Source organism: Candidatus Pantoea symbiotica (genome assembly GCF_056491525.1).
The window spans coordinates 1,684,996-1,703,305 of the sequence record NZ_JBSZHR010000002.1; the positions used below are offsets into that span (position 1 = coordinate 1,684,996).

General features: G+C 56.4%; 18 protein-coding genes. 16 read left to right on the plus strand and 2 right to left on the minus strand.

What is annotated here, in order from left to right:
* The gene (locus ACXIZX_RS08430; RefSeq protein WP_061720126.1) at positions 1–783 is read left to right on the plus strand and encodes an AraC family transcriptional regulator; all 783 of its coding nucleotides are present in this window, start codon (positions 1–3) and stop codon (positions 781–783) included.
* Here the strand turns inward: ACXIZX_RS08430 and leuA are convergent.
* Positions 734–2,419, minus strand: a complete 1,686-nt coding sequence (gene leuA, locus ACXIZX_RS08435) for a 2-isopropylmalate synthase (RefSeq protein WP_479403941.1) — start codon at positions 2,417–2,419, stop codon at positions 734–736. The genes ACXIZX_RS08430 and leuA overlap by 50 nt on opposite strands.
* Positions 2,420–3,341: 922 nt before the next feature.
* Here leuA and ACXIZX_RS08440 point away from each other — a divergent pair.
* The 8 genes from ACXIZX_RS08440 to pqqF all read left to right on the plus strand — a co-directional run bounded on the left by ACXIZX_RS08440 (position 3,342) and on the right by pqqF (position 11,062).
* Positions 3,342–4,274, plus strand: coding sequence for an ABC transporter substrate-binding protein (locus ACXIZX_RS08440; RefSeq protein WP_479403942.1), 933 nt, complete (start codon positions 3,342–3,344; stop codon positions 4,272–4,274).
* 78 nt (positions 4,275–4,352) lie between these two features.
* The gene (locus ACXIZX_RS08445) at positions 4,353–5,378 is read left to right on the plus strand and encodes a dipeptidase (protein ID WP_479403943.1); all 1,026 of its coding nucleotides are present in this window, start codon (positions 4,353–4,355) and stop codon (positions 5,376–5,378) included.
* Positions 5,379–5,526: 148 nt separating this feature from the next.
* Positions 5,527–5,598: a pyrroloquinoline quinone precursor peptide PqqA gene (gene pqqA / locus ACXIZX_RS08450; RefSeq protein ID WP_002905689.1), complete on the plus strand. Its 72-nt coding sequence runs from the start codon at positions 5,527–5,529 to the stop codon at positions 5,596–5,598.
* A 55-nt stretch (positions 5,599–5,653) separates the two neighbouring features.
* Positions 5,654–6,580, plus strand: a complete 927-nt coding sequence (pqqB, locus tag ACXIZX_RS08455; protein ID WP_061720123.1) for a pyrroloquinoline quinone biosynthesis protein PqqB — start codon at positions 5,654–5,656, stop codon at positions 6,578–6,580.
* The gene (gene pqqC, locus ACXIZX_RS08460) at positions 6,577–7,332 is read left to right on the plus strand and encodes a pyrroloquinoline-quinone synthase PqqC (RefSeq protein ID WP_179451032.1); all 756 of its coding nucleotides are present in this window, start codon (positions 6,577–6,579) and stop codon (positions 7,330–7,332) included. Before pqqB ends, pqqC begins: the two co-directional genes overlap by 4 nt.
* A 4-nt stretch (positions 7,333–7,336) precedes the next feature.
* Positions 7,337–7,615, plus strand: coding sequence for a pyrroloquinoline quinone biosynthesis peptide chaperone PqqD (gene pqqD, locus ACXIZX_RS08465; RefSeq protein WP_061720121.1), 279 nt, complete (start codon positions 7,337–7,339; stop codon positions 7,613–7,615).
* The gene (gene pqqE, locus ACXIZX_RS08470; RefSeq protein ID WP_479403944.1) at positions 7,602–8,741 is read left to right on the plus strand and encodes a pyrroloquinoline quinone biosynthesis protein PqqE; all 1,140 of its coding nucleotides are present in this window, start codon (positions 7,602–7,604) and stop codon (positions 8,739–8,741) included. The genes pqqD and pqqE overlap by 14 nt, the downstream gene beginning before the upstream one ends.
* A complete protein-coding gene (gene pqqF / locus ACXIZX_RS08475) occupies positions 8,741–11,062 on the plus strand; it encodes a pyrroloquinoline quinone biosynthesis protein PqqF (protein WP_479403945.1) in 2,322 nt (773 codons plus the stop codon). The genes pqqE and pqqF overlap by 1 nt, the downstream gene beginning before the upstream one ends.
* A gap of 159 nt (positions 11,063–11,221) precedes the next feature.
* On the opposite strand, the gene dld is transcribed toward pqqF, so the two are convergent.
* Positions 11,222–12,922: a D-lactate dehydrogenase gene (dld, locus tag ACXIZX_RS08480; RefSeq protein WP_479403946.1), complete on the minus strand. Its 1,701-nt coding sequence runs from the start codon at positions 12,920–12,922 to the stop codon at positions 11,222–11,224.
* A 436-nt stretch (positions 12,923–13,358) separates the two neighbouring features.
* Here dld and ACXIZX_RS08485 point away from each other — a divergent pair, with 436 nt between their 5' ends.
* The 7 genes from ACXIZX_RS08485 to ACXIZX_RS08515 all read left to right on the plus strand — a co-directional run bounded on the left by ACXIZX_RS08485 (position 13,359) and on the right by ACXIZX_RS08515 (position 18,219).
* Complete coding sequence (locus ACXIZX_RS08485; protein ID WP_256696386.1) at positions 13,359–14,339, plus strand: 6-phosphofructokinase; 981 nt, start codon at positions 13,359–13,361, stop codon at positions 14,337–14,339.
* A gap of 10 nt (positions 14,340–14,349) precedes the next feature.
* A complete protein-coding gene (locus ACXIZX_RS08490) occupies positions 14,350–14,664 on the plus strand; it encodes a PTS sugar transporter subunit IIB (RefSeq protein WP_008110086.1) in 315 nt (104 codons plus the stop codon).
* Positions 14,657–16,030, plus strand: a complete 1,374-nt coding sequence (locus ACXIZX_RS08495; RefSeq protein ID WP_008110085.1) for a PTS sugar transporter subunit IIC — start codon at positions 14,657–14,659, stop codon at positions 16,028–16,030. The genes ACXIZX_RS08490 and ACXIZX_RS08495 overlap by 8 nt, the downstream gene beginning before the upstream one ends.
* Positions 16,017–16,859, plus strand: a complete 843-nt coding sequence (locus ACXIZX_RS08500) for a class II fructose-bisphosphate aldolase (RefSeq protein ID WP_008110083.1) — start codon at positions 16,017–16,019, stop codon at positions 16,857–16,859. The genes ACXIZX_RS08495 and ACXIZX_RS08500 overlap by 14 nt, the downstream gene beginning before the upstream one ends.
* A 62-nt stretch (positions 16,860–16,921) precedes the next feature.
* On the plus strand, positions 16,922–17,191 hold the full coding sequence (locus tag ACXIZX_RS08505) for a hypothetical protein (protein ID WP_061720115.1): 270 nt from the start codon (positions 16,922–16,924) through the stop codon (positions 17,189–17,191).
* 9 nt (positions 17,192–17,200) lie between these two features.
* On the plus strand, positions 17,201–17,638 hold the full coding sequence (locus ACXIZX_RS08510) for a PTS sugar transporter subunit IIA (RefSeq protein ID WP_091003163.1): 438 nt from the start codon (positions 17,201–17,203) through the stop codon (positions 17,636–17,638).
* A complete protein-coding gene (locus ACXIZX_RS08515) occupies positions 17,635–18,219 on the plus strand; it encodes a P-loop nucleotide/nucleoside kinase family protein (RefSeq protein WP_179451027.1) in 585 nt (194 codons plus the stop codon). The genes ACXIZX_RS08510 and ACXIZX_RS08515 overlap by 4 nt, the downstream gene beginning before the upstream one ends.
* Positions 18,220–18,310 lie beyond the last annotated feature (91 nt).

Genomic DNA, 18,310 nt, shown 5'->3' on the forward strand with positions numbered 1-18,310 from the left:
ATGAGTGCGCGGCTCAACTTCGACTTCGCCCATCGTCCGCTGGTGCCTTATGCGCATGATTATGCGCATGGCGACGTGGAGCCGTGGCATCACCACGATTGCGCGCAGCTGATCCACACGCTGAGCGGCGTGGTGAAAGTTGAAACGCAGCACGGCAGCTGGATTGTGCCGCCGAGTCGCGGCGTCTGGCTGCCAGCGGGAACGCGTCACGCGCTGCACATTGTCGGCGCAGTTGCGGCGCGCACGCTGTTTGTTGATCCGCTGGCGCGCGCCGATCTGCCCGCCAGTTGTCAGGTGGTGCAGATTTCGCCGCTGCTGCGCGAGTTGATTGTCAGCGCGCTGGCGCTGCCGGAGCAGTACGTTCCCGGCAGCCGCGCCGAGCGGATTTACGAGTTGATCCTCGATGAAATCCGCGTGATGGATGTGTTGCCGTTTGGCCTGCCGCTGCCGGAAAGCGAGCGGCTGCTGAGTTTGTGCCAGCACATCCAGCAAGCGCCCGGCGAAAACTGGACGCTGGCCCGCGCGGCTACGCAACTCTGCGTGGCGGAACGCACGCTGGCGCGGCATTTCAGCCGCGAAACCGGTTTACAGTTCAGCGATTGGGTGCGCCGCGCGCGACTGAGCGTGGCGTTAACCCGCTTAGCGCAGGGCGAAAGCGTGCTGACGGTGGCGCTCGATCTCGGTTACGACAGCCCGAGCGCCTTCAGTGCGATGTTTCGCCGCGTGCTCGGCGTTACACCAGCGAACTACTTTCCTGCGGCAGAAAAGCGTGCGCTGCGTTGAGCAGCGCCTGCAATGAAGCGCGCGCCACATCGTTATCAATGCCCACGCCCCACGCGCGTTCACCGCGTGCGTTAATGCAGCTGATGTAGGTCACCGAACGACTATCGCTGCGTTTGCCCAGCGTGTGTTCGTGATAATCCTCGATGGTGATGACGATGTCGTAGCGCTGACGCAGCGCGGTGACGGCAGCAGAGAGCAAGCCGTTACCTTTGCCTTCCAGCGTCACCGGCTGCGCGCCCTGTTGCAGCCGCGCTTTGAAACGCGTTTCGCCTTTATCATCGCTGTGGCTTTCCGCTTCCAGCAAACGACGTGCGGGCTGGGTTAAGCCGTAGTGCTGACAAAACAGCTGCCAGAGCGCGTGGTGCGTCATCTCCTGGCCGTGCTGGTCGGTTTGCTGCTGCACCAGACGGCTGAAATCCTGCTGCAAACCGCGCGGCAGTTGCAGGCCGTGATTCTGCTCCAGCAGCCACGCGGCGCCACCCTTGCCGGATTGACTGTTGACGCGGATTACCGCTTCGTAGCTGCAGCCGATATCCAGTGGATCGAGCGGCAGATACGGCATCTGCCAGATCGTTTCTTCACGCTCAGCGCGTTCGGCAAAGCCTTTGCGAATCGCATCCTGATGTGAACCGGAGAAGGCGGTAAACACCAGCTCACCGGCATACGGATGGCGCGGATGCACCGGCAGCTGGTTGCAGCGCGTCACCACTTCCAGCACCTGCTGGATATCGCTGAAATCGAGTTGCGGCGCCACACCTTGGGTATAGAGATTGAGCGCCAGCGTGACGATATCAACGTTGCCGGTGCGCTCGCCGTTGCCGAACAAACAGCCTTCGACGCGATCGGCACCCGCCAACAGCGCCAGCTCGGCGCAGGCAATGCCGGTACCGCGATCGTTATGCGGATGCACGCTGATCGACACCTGCGAACGCTGGCTGAAGTGGCGACAGAAATACTCAATCTGGTCGGCATAGACGTTTGGCGTATTCACTTCGACGGTGGCAGGCAGGTTGATGATCATCGGACGCGTCGGGCCCGGTTGCCAAATCGCCGCCACCGCTTCGCAAATCTCCAGCGCAAACTCCGGCTCGGTAAAGCAGAAGGTTTCTGGCGAATACTCGAAGGTCCACGCGGTATCCTTTTGCGCTTCGCAGCGGGCGCGAATTTGCCGTGCACCGGCGCAGGCCAGTTCAATAATTTCTGCTTTACTCTGGCGGAACACACGCTCGCGGAACAGCGGCGCGGTGGCGTTGTACAGATGAATAATGGCGTTCGGTGCGCCACGCAGCGCTTCAAAGGTACGATCGATCAGGTCGCTGCGCGCCTGGGTCAGCACCTGAATCGCCACATCGTCTGGGATATGGTTTTGCTCAATCAGCAAACGGACAAAATCAAAATCGGTCTGCGATGCCGCCGGGAACGCCACCTCAATCTCCTTAAAGCCACAGCGCAGCAGCAGTTGCCAGAACTCCAGCTTGCGCGCGCTGTCCATCGGCGTCGCCAGCGCCTGATTGCCATCGCGTAAGTCGGTAGAGAGCCAGCGCGGTGCCTGTGTCAGCTGGCGTGATGGCCATTGACGATCGGGTAAGTGGATGACCGGAAACGGACGGTATTTTGCAGCGGGTTGCGTGAGCATAACGATCTCCTTGTGATGTTGTATTCAGTCTCACCCAGCAGCACGCGGCCCGGCTCGCGCATTGCTGACAACCATACGCGCAAAAGTGACAACCGTGCGGTATGCCTGGTCGCCATAAATGGCGTAATGCTTATTAGATAAGCTGTGAACTGGCATCGCAGGGGGTCCGCCCGCTAAGCATCTGGCAGTTTCAGAATGCCTGAAGCAGGCGGCCGGGCTAAGGTCCGAAGGCGCGGACCTTAGCAATCCGCGCCTGCGCCGTCCTCGCTGTTCCCTCGCTTATCCTTCCGGCATGACGGACCACGCGGATTCGCCTTCCTGGCTCATACCGCGTTTTCGCCGACGTCCTGTCGGCTCATCCTGGCCGTCACTCTGCGCTCGGCGCTGCGGATGGCGCCCAACACCGCCGCCTGTGATGACAGTGCCCAAACTGGTTTTTCGTAGGGTGCGCATTCATGCGCACCTGGTCGCCATAAATGACGACCCTACGGGATTTGTGACGACTGTGAGTCAAAATAATGCATTGATGCAGCAGCGCGGGTGTTGAGGCGGCATCCCAAACCGCTGAGCGAAAGAGGGATTCCAGGGCGAGCCGCATGGATGCGGCGAGAGGTGGCGCTGAGCAGGAGCGAATCGCCGCCGGTCCGTCAGGAATCGTGAATGAGTGAAGGCACCGCGAAGCGGCGGGTTGGGCTGGCGCAAGGCCCGGGAGTGAAGAGGGCGCGGCCAGGCGTCCTCTTCTCGGTCGCCGCACAAAGTTACTGCAACTGCCCCAGCACATGGCGAACGAAAGTTGCTCCGCGCCTAACTGAGCAGCATATCACCGCTATATACCATTGTCGGCATATCTCATGCGAAATCGGCATCGGTCATTTGGCGCGCGCGGGTTAGGCTGGGGTTTTGCGCGATGGGATAAAACACAATGAAAAGAGCAGCTTTGGCACTATTGATCGTGACAGCGGGCAGCGCGGTAGCGGCAGAACCCGTGACGCTGCGCATTGCCGATCAAAAGGGAAATATGCACGCGGAAATGGCCGCAGCGCAGCAGTTGAACAACCTCAATTACAAAATCGAATGGGCCGAGTTCCCGGCGGCGGCACCGCTGGCGGAGGCGCTGAATGCCGGTGCGGTGGATGCCGGTATTATCGGCGATGCGCCGCTGCTGTTCTCGCTGGCGGCCGGTTCGCAGGTGAAAGCAGTGGCGGTGAGTAAGTCGATACCTGAAGGTTTGGCGGTGCTGGTCAGCCCGGATTCACCCATCAAAACCGTGGCCGAGCTGAAGGGCAAAAATATCGCCACTGGACGCGGATCGATTGGTCACTTTGAGGCGCTCAAAGCGCTGGAGCAGGCGGGCGTCAGCGATAAAGAGGTTAAGTGGCGCTTCTTAACGCCGGCGGATGCGCGCATCGCGCTGGCTAACGGTTCGGTGGATGCCTGGTCAACGTGGGATCCCTATACTGCGCTGGCAGAAGTGACCCATACCGGCCGCGTGCTGGTTAACGGCGTCGGCCTGTCCAGTGGCAACAGTTTCCTCGCCGCCACCGACGCTGCTTTGCAAGATGACGCCAAACGCGCGGCGCTGCAGGATTATGTCAATCGTTTAGCGGCTGCCGATCGCTGGGCCAACAGCCATGTCGATGAGTACTCCACCACACTGGCGAAAATCATCGGCTTCCCGAAAGAAGCGGCGGCGAAATCCTTCTCACGCCGCAAATCGCACTGGCAGAGCATTGATGATGCCACCATCACCCAGCAGCAGGAGACCGCCGATTTTTACCAGAAATACGGTTTGATCCAGCAGCATCTGGATGTGAAACCAACCTTCTATCACGGCTTAAAGGTTGCGCAGAACTAACCCTTTGTGCGCCCACATTTGGCGAAACAGCAGCGCGCGCGTAGCATGGCGGCATGTTGTTTCGCCAAAGATCTCCCTATGTTGCTAAAAACCTTCGACGGTCATAACGACCTGCTTCTCAATCTGTGGCTGCATCATCGCGATGATCCGGCGCAGGCATTTTTTCACGGCATCGAAAAGGGCCACCTCGATTTTCCGCGTATGCAGCGGGGCGGTTTTGCCGGAGGGCTGTTCGCGATGTTTGTGCCGCCACAGCGTTATGTCACAGAGGTCGCGCCGCAGCGAGCGGAGGAAAATCTCGAACCGCTGGAGATTCTCTGGCAGCAGCTCGACATCCTGAAAACGCTGGCGGCGCAATCTGACGGTCGTGCGCGTTTATGCCTCAACGCCGCTGATATTGCCGCCTGTCGTGCGGACGGCGTGCTGGCGCTGGTGGCGCACATTGAAGGCGCAGACGGTTTTGATGGCGATGGCGCTGCGCTTGATGCGTTCTATAAAGCGGGCGTGCGCAGCATCGGGCCGTTCTGGAATCTGCCTAATCGCTTTGGTGAAGGCGTCAGTGGATCATTCCCCAACTCGCCGGACAGTGGACCGGGTTTGACCGCACAAGGCGAGCAATTGATCGCCGCAGCCAACCGCCATCGCATGCTGATCGATATGTCGCACATGAACGAGAAAGCCTTCTGGGACACCGCGCGCCTGTCAACTGCACCGCTGGTGGCGACGCACTCCAATGCGCATGCGCTCTGCGCACAGCCACGTAATCTTACTGACGATCAACTGCGCGCCATCCGCGACAGCGGCGGCGTGGTGGGCGTGAATTTTGGCAACGCTTTCCTGCGCAGCGACGGAAAACGCGACAGCGACACCGCATTGATCGAAATTGTTAAACATGTTGAGCACCTGATCGCGATAATGGGCCGCGATCATGTGGCGCTGGGCTCCGATTTTGACGGCATCAGCGTGCCTGATGCGCTGAAAGATGTAAGTGGATTGCCGCATCTTTATGCGTTGTTGCGTTCGTTCGACTACGATCAAACAGCACTTGAGCAGCTCGCATGGGGCAACTGGCAGCGCGTGTTGCAACAAATTTGGCAGGATTAGCACAATTCCCTTACCGAATCAGGGTTGATCTGCTCGCTACATTGGCGCAACATCTGCGCGCGTACGGATTGCGATGTGATCTACGTCACAGCTGCAATCCTCTTCAGCAGAGATTTCTCTGCGTTTTTGCTTTATGAGGAAGACCATTATGTGGAAAAAACCTGCGTTTATTGACCTGCGTCTGGGCCTGGAAGTGACTCTGTACATCTCCAACCGCTAAGACTTCTGCCCGCCGTTCGTGCGGGCATTTTGTTTTCTCTCTCTGGTCAACTTTCATGTTTATTAAAGTCCTCGGTTCAGCGGCTGGCGGCGGCTTCCCGCAGTGGAACTGCAACTGCGCCAATTGCAGCGGCCTGCGTAACGGCAGCATCCAGGCGCAGGCGCGCACGCAATCTTCGATCATTGTCAGCGACAACGGTGAAGATTGGGTGTTGTGTAACGCTTCGCCGGACATCAGCCAGCAAATTGCCCACACGCCAGAACTGATCAAAAAGGGTGTGCTGCGTGGCACGGCGATTGGCAGCATCATTCTGACCGACAGCCAAATCGATCACACCACCGGCTTGCTGAGCCTGCGTGAAGGTTGCCCACATCAGGTGTGGTGCACGCCGGAAGTGCATGGCGATCTCACCAGCGGCTTCCCGATTTTCACCATGCTGCAGCACTGGAATGGCGGCTTGCAGCATCATGCGTTAACGCCGCTGGAACCGTTTCGCGTCGATGTCTGCCACAGTTTGCAGTTCACCGCGATTCCGATTCTCAGCAACGCGCCACCGTATTCGCCGTATCGCGATCGCCCGCTGCCGGGCCACAACGTGGCGCTGTTTATTGAAAACACCGCCAACGGCCAAACGCTGCTGTATGCGCCGGGACTCGGTGAGCCGGATGCGGTGATCATGCCGTGGCTGCAAAAAGCCGATTGCTTGTTGATTGATGGCACGGTGTGGCAGGACGACGAGCTGCTCGCTACCGGCGTCGGCAAAAATACCGGCAAAGCGATGGGCCACTTAGCGCTGGCTGAAGAACAAGGTTTGATGGCGCTGCTGGCTGCGCTGCCGGCCAAACGCAAGATTTTGATTCACATTAACAACACCAATCCGATCCTTAATGAGCAATCGCCGCAGCGCGCCTATCTGACGCAGCAGGGCATTGAAGTGAGTTGGGATGGCATGGCGATTCATCTGCAGGAGTTTGCATCGTGATCATTACTGAAGCGTTATCACCCGCCGCGTTTGAGCAGGCGCTGCGCGATAAAGGCGCGTTCTACCACATTCATCATCCGTACCACATCGCCATGCACAATGGCGATGCGACGCGCGAGCAGATTCAAGGCTGGGTGGCGAACCGCTTCTATTATCAGACCAATATTCCGCTGAAAGACGCGGCGATCATGGCGAACTGCCCGGATGCGGCCACGCGGCGTAAATGGGTGCAGCGCATCCTCGATCACGACGGCAGCAACGGTCACGAAGGCGGCATTGAAGCCTGGCTGCAGTTGGGTGAAGCGGTGGGCCTGGATCGTGAGGTTTTGCTGTCGGAGAAGCTGGTGCTGCCGGGCGTGCGCTTTGCGGTGGATGCCTACGTTAACTTTGCGCGTCGTGCCAACTGGCAGGAAGCGGCCTGCAGCTCGCTGACCGAACTGTTTGCGCCGCAGATTCATCAGTCGCGCCTCGACAGCTGGCCGCAGCACTATCCGTGGATCAAAGAGGAAGGCTATTTCTACTTCCGCAGCCGTCTGAGCCAGGCGAACCGCGATGTGGAGCATGGATTGGCGCTGGCGCTTGAGGTGTTCACCAGCGCCGAACAGCAGAATCGCATGCTGGAGATCCTGCAGTTCAAGCTCGATATTCTCTGGACCATGCTCGATGCCATGACCATGGCGTATGCGCTGCAACGTCCGCCTTATCATACGGTCACCGATCAGGTGTCCTGGCACAGCACAAGACTGGTATAACAATATGAAAGATAATGTGATTCCGGCTTTCCGTCGCGGCTACCGCATGCAGTGGGAAGCGGCGCAAGATAGCCATGTAGTGCTCTATCCAGAAGGCATGGCCAAACTGAACGAAACCGCTGTGGCGATCCTCGAGCTGGTGGATGGCAAACAGGATGTGGCGGCGATTGTTGCCACGCTGGATGCGCGTTTCCCGGATGCGGGCGGCGTCGGCGATGACGTAAAAGAGTTCCTGCAATCAGCCATCGAACAAAAATGGATACAGTGTCGTGAACCCGAGTAAAAGCGTGACGCCGCCGCTGTGGCTGCTGGCAGAACTGACCTATCGCTGCCCGCTGCAGTGTCCGTACTGCTCCAATCCGCTGGATTTTTCCCAGCAGGAGAAAGAGTTGACCACCGAACAGTGGATTGAGGTGTTTCGTCAGGCGCGCGCCATGGGCAGCGTGCAGCTCGGTTTTTCCGGCGGCGAACCGCTGACGCGTAAAGACCTGCCGGAACTGATCCGCGCCGCGCGCGATCTCGGTTTCTACACCAACCTGATCACCTCCGGCATTGGCCTGACGGCGAAAAAACTCGATGCCTTTGCTGATGCCGGGCTCGATCATATTCAGATCAGTTTCCAGGCCAGCGATGAAACGCTTAATGCCGCGCTGGCCGGGTCGAAAAAGGCCTTCCAGCAGAAGCTGGAGATGGCAAAAGCGGTGAAAGCACACGGCTATCCGATGGTGCTGAACTTCGTACTGCATCGCCACAATATCGACCAGATCGACAAAATCATCGATCTCTGTATCGAACTGGAAGCCGACGATGTCGAGCTGGCGACCTGTCAGTTCTACGGCTGGGCGCAGCTCAATCGTGAAGGATTGCTGCCGACGCGCGAGCAGATCGCTAACGCTGAAGCGGTGGTGGCCGATTATCGTCAGCGCATGAGCGCCACCGGTAATCTCACCAATCTGCTGTTCGTCACGCCGGATTACTACGAAGAGCGCCCGAAACCCTGCATGGGCGGTTGGGGATCGATCTTCCTCAGCGTCACGCCAGACGGCACCGCGTTGCCGTGCCACAGCGCGCGTCAGCTGCCGGTCGAGTTCCCGTCGGTGCTGGAACGCACGCTGGACGATATCTGGTATAACTCCTTTGGTTTCAACCGCTATCGCGGCTTTGACTGGATGCCGGAACCGTGCCGCTCCTGTGATGAGAAAGAGAAAGACTTTGGCGGCTGTCGCTGTCAGGCCTTTATGCTGACCGGCGATGCCGATAACACCGATCCGGTGTGTAGCAAATCGCCGCATCACGGCAAGATCCTCGAAGCACGGCGTGAAGCCAACTGCAGCGATATCAAAATCCAGCAGCTACAGTTCCGCAATCGCAGCAACTCCGAACTGATCTTTAAGCAGCGCGTTACCTGATGAACACGCGCCAGCTCACGCTTACCAACGGCCTGCGCTGCCATCTTTATCATCAGCCCGACGCGCGTGAGGCGGCGGCGCTGGTGCGCGTGCAGGCCGGCAGTCTGGATGAAGCCGATCGCTGGCCGGGTTTGGCGCATCTGCTGGAACATCTGCTGTTCTGCGGCAGCCAGGACTTTAACGGCGACGATCGCCTGATGCCGTGGCTGCAGCAGCAGGGCGGCCAGGTGAATGCCACCACACAGTTGAGCCGCAGCGCCTATTTCTTTCAGCTCCCAGCACCGGCGTTGTCGGCAGGCGTGCAGCGGCTGTGCGATATGTTGGCGTCGCCGTTGCTGACGACGCAGGCCATTCAACAGGAAGCAGCGGTGATTGAAGCAGAGTTTCAACTGCTGCAAAAACATGCCGACACGCTGAGTGAAGCTGCCATCCTGGATAAGCTAAAGGGACGCTTTCAGCGCTTTCGTGTCGGCAGTCGGCTTGCGTTTAGTGACAATGTCACGGAATTGCAATCCGCACTCCGCAATTTTCATTGCCGCTTCTATCGCGCTGAAAATATGGAACTTTGGCTGCAAGGGCCGCAATCGCTTGACGAGTTAGCACAGCTGGCGGCGCGCTATGGCGGCAGTTTGCTGGCGGGTGGAAAACGCGCTGCGGCGGTTAGACCTACGCTGCTGCCCGGCGATCGTTTGCTGCAATCAGGCGGTGAAGAAAATTTCTGGCTGACGTTATTGATCGCGGGCGATGAACAGACTGTGCGTGACAATGTCACCTTGCTTAAGATGTTCTGGCAAGACGAAGCGCCGGGCAGTTTGCTGGCGCAGTTGCGGGCAGAGGCGTTATGCGAAACCTTTGATGTGCAATGGTTATGGCAAGATGAACAACACGCATTACTGGCGCTGCGCTTTAGCGCCAGGCACATATCTTCTGCGCAGGCGCAACAGATTGAACAACGCGTTTGGCAGCATCTGGCTGCGTTAGTCGAGAGTAACGCGATTCAGCTGCAGCATTACGCGCAACTCGCGCAGCAGGATTTCGCGGCCTTGTCGCCGCTGGAACAGTTGCGCGGCCGCGCGTTGGGCTTCGCGCCTGGTTTAGCGGTTTCAGATAACTTCACGGATTTTGCCGCCGCGTTGCCGCGTTGGCCGCGCACGCGTCTGCTCACGCAGCGACAGATCGACGGCGCACCGAATCAGACGCAAGGCTTTACTCTGCAACTGGCCGAGTGGCTGCCAGCGACGCTGAATGCGGCAGAATCCGCAGCGTTTCACTTCTATCCCGCTTCAGGCGACATTCAGCTCCCTCGTCTTCCGCCCGTGGCGCAATCGTTGCCGATTATTGCGCCGGTAAAACAGGTCGAAACGCTGCTGCTGCGTCCGGCGTTTTATCAAACCTTGAGCGATGAAGAAGCGCAGGCGCGGCAGCGCCAGTTGCGCCCAGTGCTGGCGGAACTTCGCCACGCCGGCGGCAACGGCACCTGGCAACAAACGCAGGGAAGCTGGCAGCTGTTGCTCAATCTGCCCGCATCCGAAGAACGCGCGTTGTTAAGCGTGCATCAGGCATTACGGGCGCTGAACACGCCGGTGCTGGCACAATCCGCAGCGACAACACACTCTATTGTGATTCGTCAGCTACTCGCCGCTTTGCCAACTCGCTTGATTAAGCCATCGCCCTCGCCGCAATGGCTGGCGGCATGGTGCGGCACCAATAGCGCGCTAAGCCAGCGCGTGGCGCTTCTGCTCAGCGATTTTGCACCGGATCTGGCGCGCTACACGCCGCCCGCACAACTGCAATGCGGCATTGTGCCCATCAACTGCGATGGACCCGATCAGGCGCTGTTGCTGTTTATGCCGTTATCGCACGCCGACGATGCCGCCCTGGCTGCTTTACGCGTGCTGGCACTGATGCTGGAAACGCGTTTCTTCCAGCGGCTGCGCGTGGATCAGCAAATTGGTTATGTGGTGTCAGCGCGTTATCAACGGGTGGCAGATGTGGATGGCTTAATGCTGGCGCTGCAATCGCCGGATATCACCTGGCGCGCGTTGCTGGGTCACTGCAAACGCTTTATGCGTGAGATGGTTGCCGAGATCGCAGCAGTTTCCCCTGAAAAGCTGGCGGCATGGCAGGCAAGCTTACTGACGCAGTGCGCAAGCAAAGACAATGGCGATGCCGCACTCGAAACCCTGCGCCAGCAGCACGGCCTGGCGACGCTCAATCGCGCTGCCATTCAGGCTCTGACGCTGCCGCAGCTTGAGCAACTGCACCAGCGTCTGCTGCGCGAACGGCATCGTTGGTTGATTTTGGTGACCAGGTGCGCATAAATGCGCACCCTACAAAACCCGCACCGTTGTCGTAGGGTCGCCATTTATGGTGACCAGGTGCGCATAAATGCGCGCCCTACGAAACCCGCACCGTTGTCGTAGGGTCGCCATTTATGGCGACCAGGTGCGCATGAATGTGCACCTTTCGAAACTCCGACGCTACATCTCCCGCCAAAACTTCTTCTTACTGGTTTTACCAATCCCCGGATTACAGCTATTGGTCGGATCAAGTTGTTTCCAGTGCTCGACATGCTCACACGATGCCTGATAGAGGTGTCCGACATTGTGCTCGGCGGGATACTTCGCGCCGCGCTGCTCCAGATAGCGCTTCACCTCTTCCTTAAACACTTTCGCGTCGTAGCCCGGCTTCAGCACGTAATCCTGATGATTGACGAAACAGAAGAAGTGTCCACAGCAGGAATCAACCTGTACCTGGGCCGCCAGATGATCCGGCAGCGTCAAACGCCACGCGTCATCATTGCGGCGCAGCGCCACGTCAAACGCCACCAGCCGTTCGTTGGGGTTGTAGCCCAGCGCATCGCAGTAGGAAATGGTGCAGCCGCCGACGCCGAAACGCACCAAAAATGCATCCGCCGCTTCGCGTGCATTGCAGAGGAAAAAGCCGCCTGGCTGCTCAGCAAAAAACTGCTGTAACAAGCTTTGTAATTCTGCGGTTTGCGGCGACTCCACTTTGATCATCAGATGATGTTGATACTCGCTGCGGTAATCCATGATGCGCGGCGCGATAAAGCTCGGCGTCAGCTGGTTAAAGAATTGCAGCACCCGATCAACAAAATTGCGCGGCAGGAATTTCAGGTGGCTGACGCGCACATCCCATTTGGCTTTGTTGGCCATCATCTGCGGAATGGCCTGCGGTCCCAGTTTGCGGATCGCCAGATACATATGTTTGGCGTAGCGCACGGTTAAATCGAAGGCGTTGCGATGGATATATTCCGCCTGCAGCGGCAACTCGCTCATCTTCGTTAGCAGGAAACGGCGCAGCGCCACCAGCACGCTCTCATCGTTAGTGCCGATGTAAAAGGTATCGCTGCCGGTGCTGGCTTCGAAGGTCGGCAAGCGCACGGCGAACACCACCACTTTACCGGCGCTGCCTGAACTGTCGTGCAGGTAACGCAGATCGCCATTGAAGCGCGCCGGAGAATCTGCGGCCACATCTCGCAGGCGGTCGGCATAATCATCAGCCCAGATTTTTCCCTGCCAGTCGGGCTGCTCACCGGTTTGATAGCGCTGCTGCGTCAGGTTTTCCAGCATCACTTCTGGCGTGTCGCCCAACTCGATGCCGAGATGGTTGACCATCTCTAAACGACCATCGTCATGAATGCGGGCGAACAAGGATTTTTCGGTGAAAGCGGGGCCGCGCCGAATCAGCGAGCCACCGGAATTATTGCAGATGCCGCCGACCACCGACGCGCCGATGCAGGATGATCCAATCACCGAGTGCGGCTCACGACCCAGCGGCTGCAAGGTGTGCTCCAGTTCGGTCAAGGTGGTGCCAGGGAAAGCAATCACCTGACGCGCCTGATCGATCACCTGCACGCCTTTGAGCTGGCGGGTGCTGATAATCACGATATCGCGGTCATAATCATTGCCGTCGGGCGTTGAGCCGCCGGTAACGCCGGTATTCGACGCCTGCATCAGCACAATGACATCGTGCGCCACGCAAACCTGCAGCGTTTGCCACAGCTGCAACAGTGTTTGCGGTAACGCCACCGCCAGCGCTTCACCGCGTCCGACGCGGAATCCCTTTATGTACCAGGCTTTGTCATCCGCATGGGTTAATAGCTGTTTCTCGCCAACTACCTCTGCCAACTTACGCAACATATCCTTCTGCATGCTCATTTTTTTCTCTTGTTTATTCTTTATCTGCCACGGTATTGGACAAGTGCATCGGCATTGAGTCAATCGTTCACTGGCCCTGACGCATAAATAACGCACGTAATCATTATCCCTTTATCTGATGCGGAATAAGCGTCAGGAACCGATAAAAATGCGCGGGAAATCACAAAATAGATCGAAAGCAAAACAGCGAGCAGGGTGTTAATTTAAGCTGCCGAGTTTACTGCGCAAAATAAATATAACTCTATGATTTTATTTGTTATTAATGCTTTAAGGTGAAAAGTGTCATGTGATTTATATCACAAAATTTAGCCTGTATTGGATGCTGTCAATGATCTCACTCGGGGAATTCATCGCAAAAGTGTGACATTCGTTGCAAATAACAATGTCGTTAATCGGAAGAATGAATTCCAGACGCACAGCATAAAGGATGATGACAATGAGAATTGGCATGGTGATCAGCGGTGGCGATGTTACCGGGATTAATAACTTTGTGTATCAAATATCGCGATTAACTCAGGCGGAAATGGTGTTATTTAACGGTGGTATTCCGGGATTGCTGGAAAACAATCACCAGGAAATATCCCAACGCGATTTAGTGGATTACGCTATCGCCGCTATTCCGGTGATGCAATCGGGACGAACCAGCAGAAAATTAATTCGTCCGGAATATGAAACCATCGCCAAACATCTTAAGTCGCTGCGCATCGATGTATTAATTATGGCGGGCGGTGATGGTTCATTACAATTCCTGCATACGCTAAGCGAATTTGGCGTTAACTGTTTTGGCGTCGGCATGACCATCGATAATGACGTATTTGGCAGTGATTACAGCATCGGCTTTTCCACCGCCTGTGAGCAGGTTTTAAAAGAGGTGGCGAAATTACGCAATACCGGCCGCGCCTTAACCGGTCGTGTCTTTATGGTTGAGTTGCTGGGCGGTTATTGCGGTGAGTTAACCCTGCAGTCAGCGATCAAATCCAATGCGGATTTCGCGCTGATCCCGGAATGCCAGATTGCGCCGCAGGAGCTGGCCGAGCGCATCACGCAGCGTCTGGCGGCGCAGAACAGCGTCATTATTTTGTGTTCGGAAGGCTACACCCGTGAATATTCGCCGGGCTTTCAGGGCGCCATCGATACCTTAATTAAACAAATTGAACCGTTAATTGGTGTGCGTATTCGTAAAACAATTATCGGTTATGGTCTGCGTAATGGCGATCCTACCTGTGAAGAGATTTATCAGGGCACCATTATGGCCAGTGAAGTCGCGCGTTGTATTCAGTCGGGAATGCGCAACAAAGCGGTGATTATTAATGGCAGTAATCGACCGATTCCGATTGATTTAATAAGCATGAAAAAACGCCTGGTCGATACGGAAGGGCATCATTATAAACTCGCTAAACAACTGCAAATTCTGTGAGGAAATAGCCATGCTGAAAATATTATGTGTCTGTGGATGTGGTTTGGGTTCAAGCTTTGCGATTGAGATGAGCGCCAAGTCAGTATTAAAGAAACTCGAAATTGATGCTGATATCGATCACACCACCATTTCTGAAGCCAACGCCTTTAAATCCGACATGATTTTAACCCAGAAAGCTTTTGCTGATGTGTTAAATGCCGATGCCAGCCCGGAACAGATCAAACGGGTGATTATTCTCAATAAGCTGACCGACAAAGCGGAAATTGAAGAGAAAATCGTGGCGTTTATGAAAGAACGTAACTTAAAGGTTGCTAATCATGAATAGTGTGATCGACTTCCTGGTAAAAGACTTATTGGGGCAGGCATCAATTCTGATCGCCTTTATTGCCCTGATTGGTCTGCTACTGCAAAAAAAATCAGCAGGCAAGGTGGTGGAAGGCACCTTTAAAACCCTGCTTGGTTTCTTAATTATGATGGCCGGTATCAACATTATTGTCGGTACGCTGACCTTCCTGAACACCATTTTTACCCACGGTTTTGGCATGCAGGGTTATATCACCGACGTTGCCGCCATTGCAGGGTTAGCAAACCGCGAGCTGGGTTCAGAAGTGGCGCTGACGCTGTTGGTGATCTTTATCGTCAACATCATCATTGCCCGTCTGACACCGTTCAAATACATCTTCCTTACCGGTCAGGCGCTGCTGTGGATGGCGACCATCGGTGCGGTGATTGGCTATAAAGCGGGGCTAACAGGCTTACCTCTGATCCTTACCGGTGGCATCTTTGGCGGCATTATGGCGGTCGTGATGCCTGCGCTGGCACAACCGGTGGTGCGTCGTATCACCGATTCCGACGATGTGGCGCTCGGTCACTTCTGCACCATCGGCTACCTGCTGACGGCGGCGGTGGCGAAGGTGGTGGGCAAAGGTTCGCGCTCCACGGAAGACCTCAAACTGCCCGACAACTTTAAATTCCTGCAGGACACTTATCTGTCGATGGCGGTGGTGATGGTGCCGATGTACCTGATTCCTGCGGTCGCCGCCGGCCCGGAATTTATCGGCCAGTACAGCAACGGCATGAACTATCTGATGTACGCCTTTATGCAGTCGATTCAGTTCGTGTGCGGTGTGTTCGTGCTGTATAGCGGCGTGCGTCTGCTGCTGAACGAACTGGTGCCAGCTTTCCGTGGTATCGCCATGCGTCTGGTTCCGGATGCGAAACCGGCGCTCGACTGCCCGGTGATGTTCCCATACGCCCCGAATGCGGTGATCGTCGGCTTCCTCGCCACCACGCTGGGTTCGGTGGTGGGCATGCTGGTGTTCCCGATGTTTGGTCTGGCGATGATTCTGCCAGGTCTGCTGACCAACTTCTTTGCCGGTGGCACCGCAGGCGTGTTTGGTAATGCGCTTGGTGGTCGTCGCGGGGCGATGATCGGCGGTTTCGTGCACGGTCTATTCATCACCTTCCTGCCGGCGATTCTGGTGCCGATGCTGGAAAGTTACGGTTTTACCGGCGTCACCTTCAGTGATTCGGATGTGATCAGTACCGGCCTGGTGCTCGGCCATGCATTCCAGAATAACTGGCTGTTCGTCGCGCTGTTTATTGCCTTCATTACTCTCATCGCCTGGTTTGTTAACGGAAAATCCACCAAGTCTAAATCCCATGAGGAAAAGCTCCATGAAACTTTATAACTTTACCGATCTGTTACAGGTGGCTAAAGAACGTGAATTTAAAGCGCTCGGTTCCTTTAATTTGCACTGCCTGGAAATGCTGCCGGCCTTTTTTAAAGCGGCGGAGAAAACCAATAGTCCATTAATGATTCAGATCTCAACCGGCACAGCGAAATATCTCGGACACAAATTATTGGTGGATGCGATTCGCTCACTGTCAGAAAGCCGTAACGTGCCGACCTGTTTGCACCTCGATCACTGTTCGGATTTAGACGCTATTCAAACCGCGCTGGATGCGGGCTTTAGTTCAATTATGTATGACGGCTCACATTTGCCGATTGAAGAGAACATCGCCAATACGCGCCGTGTTATTGATATGGCGCGCCCGCTGGCTGTTTCGGTAGAAGCTGAACTGGGCGCGATTGGCGGCTCGGAAGATGGCAAAGAAGTGGAAATGAACGATGCGGCCTTTACCACCGTCGATGAAGCCAAACGCTTTGTCGATGAAACCGGCGTCGATATGCTGGCGATCTCCATCGGTACCGTGCACGGCTTGTATACTGGTAAAGCGCATATTCAGCATCAGCGCCTGGCGGATATCACCGATGCCACTAAAACGCCACTGGTGCTGCACGGCGGAACGGGCGTCAGCGATGAAGATATGCGTCTTGCGGTGCGCAGCGGCATTGAGAAAGTCAACGTCGGCACCGAGATGAATGTACAGTGGGTCGCAAACTGCAAGCAGACGTTTGAAAAGGGCAAGGTCAACGACAGCGTGCGTAATTTCCTTGTGCCGGCCAACGATGCCGTAACCAATGTGCTGGTAGAAAAGATTCAGCTGTTCCGCTAATTCCGACTCACTCATGACGTAATAACCTGAGGTGCCCGGCGCCATTCGGGGCAGGAGACGCTATGTTTGGATTCTTGAAAAAAGGCTCCGATAATAAGAGCCAGGATTCACAGGAAATAGATCTTCAGGCTGAAACCATCAGCGGAAAAATAAGCGAACTGGAGCAGCAGTTAGCCAATAATCCGCAGGCGACAGATACGCAAAAACAATTAATGCTGGAATATAATCGTGCATTAAATATCTTTGCGAAAAGCCGCCGCTTTCGTCAGGAAATTGATCCGCTGTTTGTCAAAATCGATGAACTGCGCAACACCATTCGCAAATCATTTTAAGGAGGCAGTATGAGTATTAAACAGCTGCTGCAGGAGGCAAGTGCGATTCAGGTGGGGATCAGCGCCAGGGATTGGCGCGAGGTGATCGCGCTGGCGGCGTTGCCGCTGGTGAACGGCGGTTACATCAAAGCCAGTTATCCGGAAGCGGTGATCGCCAACACGCTGGAGCATGGCGCTTATTACGTGTTTGAGGAGGGCATCGCTATTCCCCATGCGCGGCCTGAAACCGGCGTGCTGAAAGATTGTTTCAGCATGATTGTGCTGGATGAGCCGATTTCCTTCGACGGCAGCGACAAAGCCGACATCGTGATTATGTTCGGTGCGCGTGACAGCAACGCCCACATTGAAGAGGGCATCCGCGCGATTGTCACGCTGCTGGAAGATGAGGAGACGCTGGTGCGCTTGCGCAACGCCAGCAGTGCTGCGGAGGTGATAGAGATCCTATGACAACCGACACTGAAGAGAAGATGGTGGTGCTGGTGAACGGCATTCCGGCTTCCGGCAAAAGCACCCTCACGCGCGCGCTGGCCGAGCAATTCGGCTTTCCGGTGCTGACGCTGGATAGCCTGAAAGAGCCGTTTATGGCCAGCTTTGCGCCGGTGGATCGCCTGCGCAATCGCCAGTTAGGTTGTGCGGCGTATCAGGCGATCTGGCAAGTGGTGGCGCAAGCACCGACGCGTTGCATCTATGTCATCGATGCCTGGTTTGGCTTCCAGCCGAAAGAGGTGTTGCAGCAAGGATTGCAGAAGGCGGGCGTGACGCGGGTGCTGGAGCTGTGGCTGGCGATCACGCCGGATGAGGCGGTGGCGCGGTATCAGGCACGCTTGACCGATCGCATGCCGGGACATCCGGGCGCTGAGTATCTGCCAGAACTGCGCAAGCTGGCGGAAACGGCACAGCCGATGGCGCTGGGTCCGGTGTTGCAGCTTAACGCGCGCAACCCGGACCAGGCAGCGGCCTGCGCCTGGTTGCAGCGTCAACTGCGGCTGCCAATCAGCGCTCAACCGGCTTTATCGGCCTCGGGTTGAACCATGTCGGCAGCAGGCTGAACGCACATCAGCATTGCGGCCGACACCTCCATCGCATGATTCGTCAATGCATCTTCTCCTGCCTGAACCA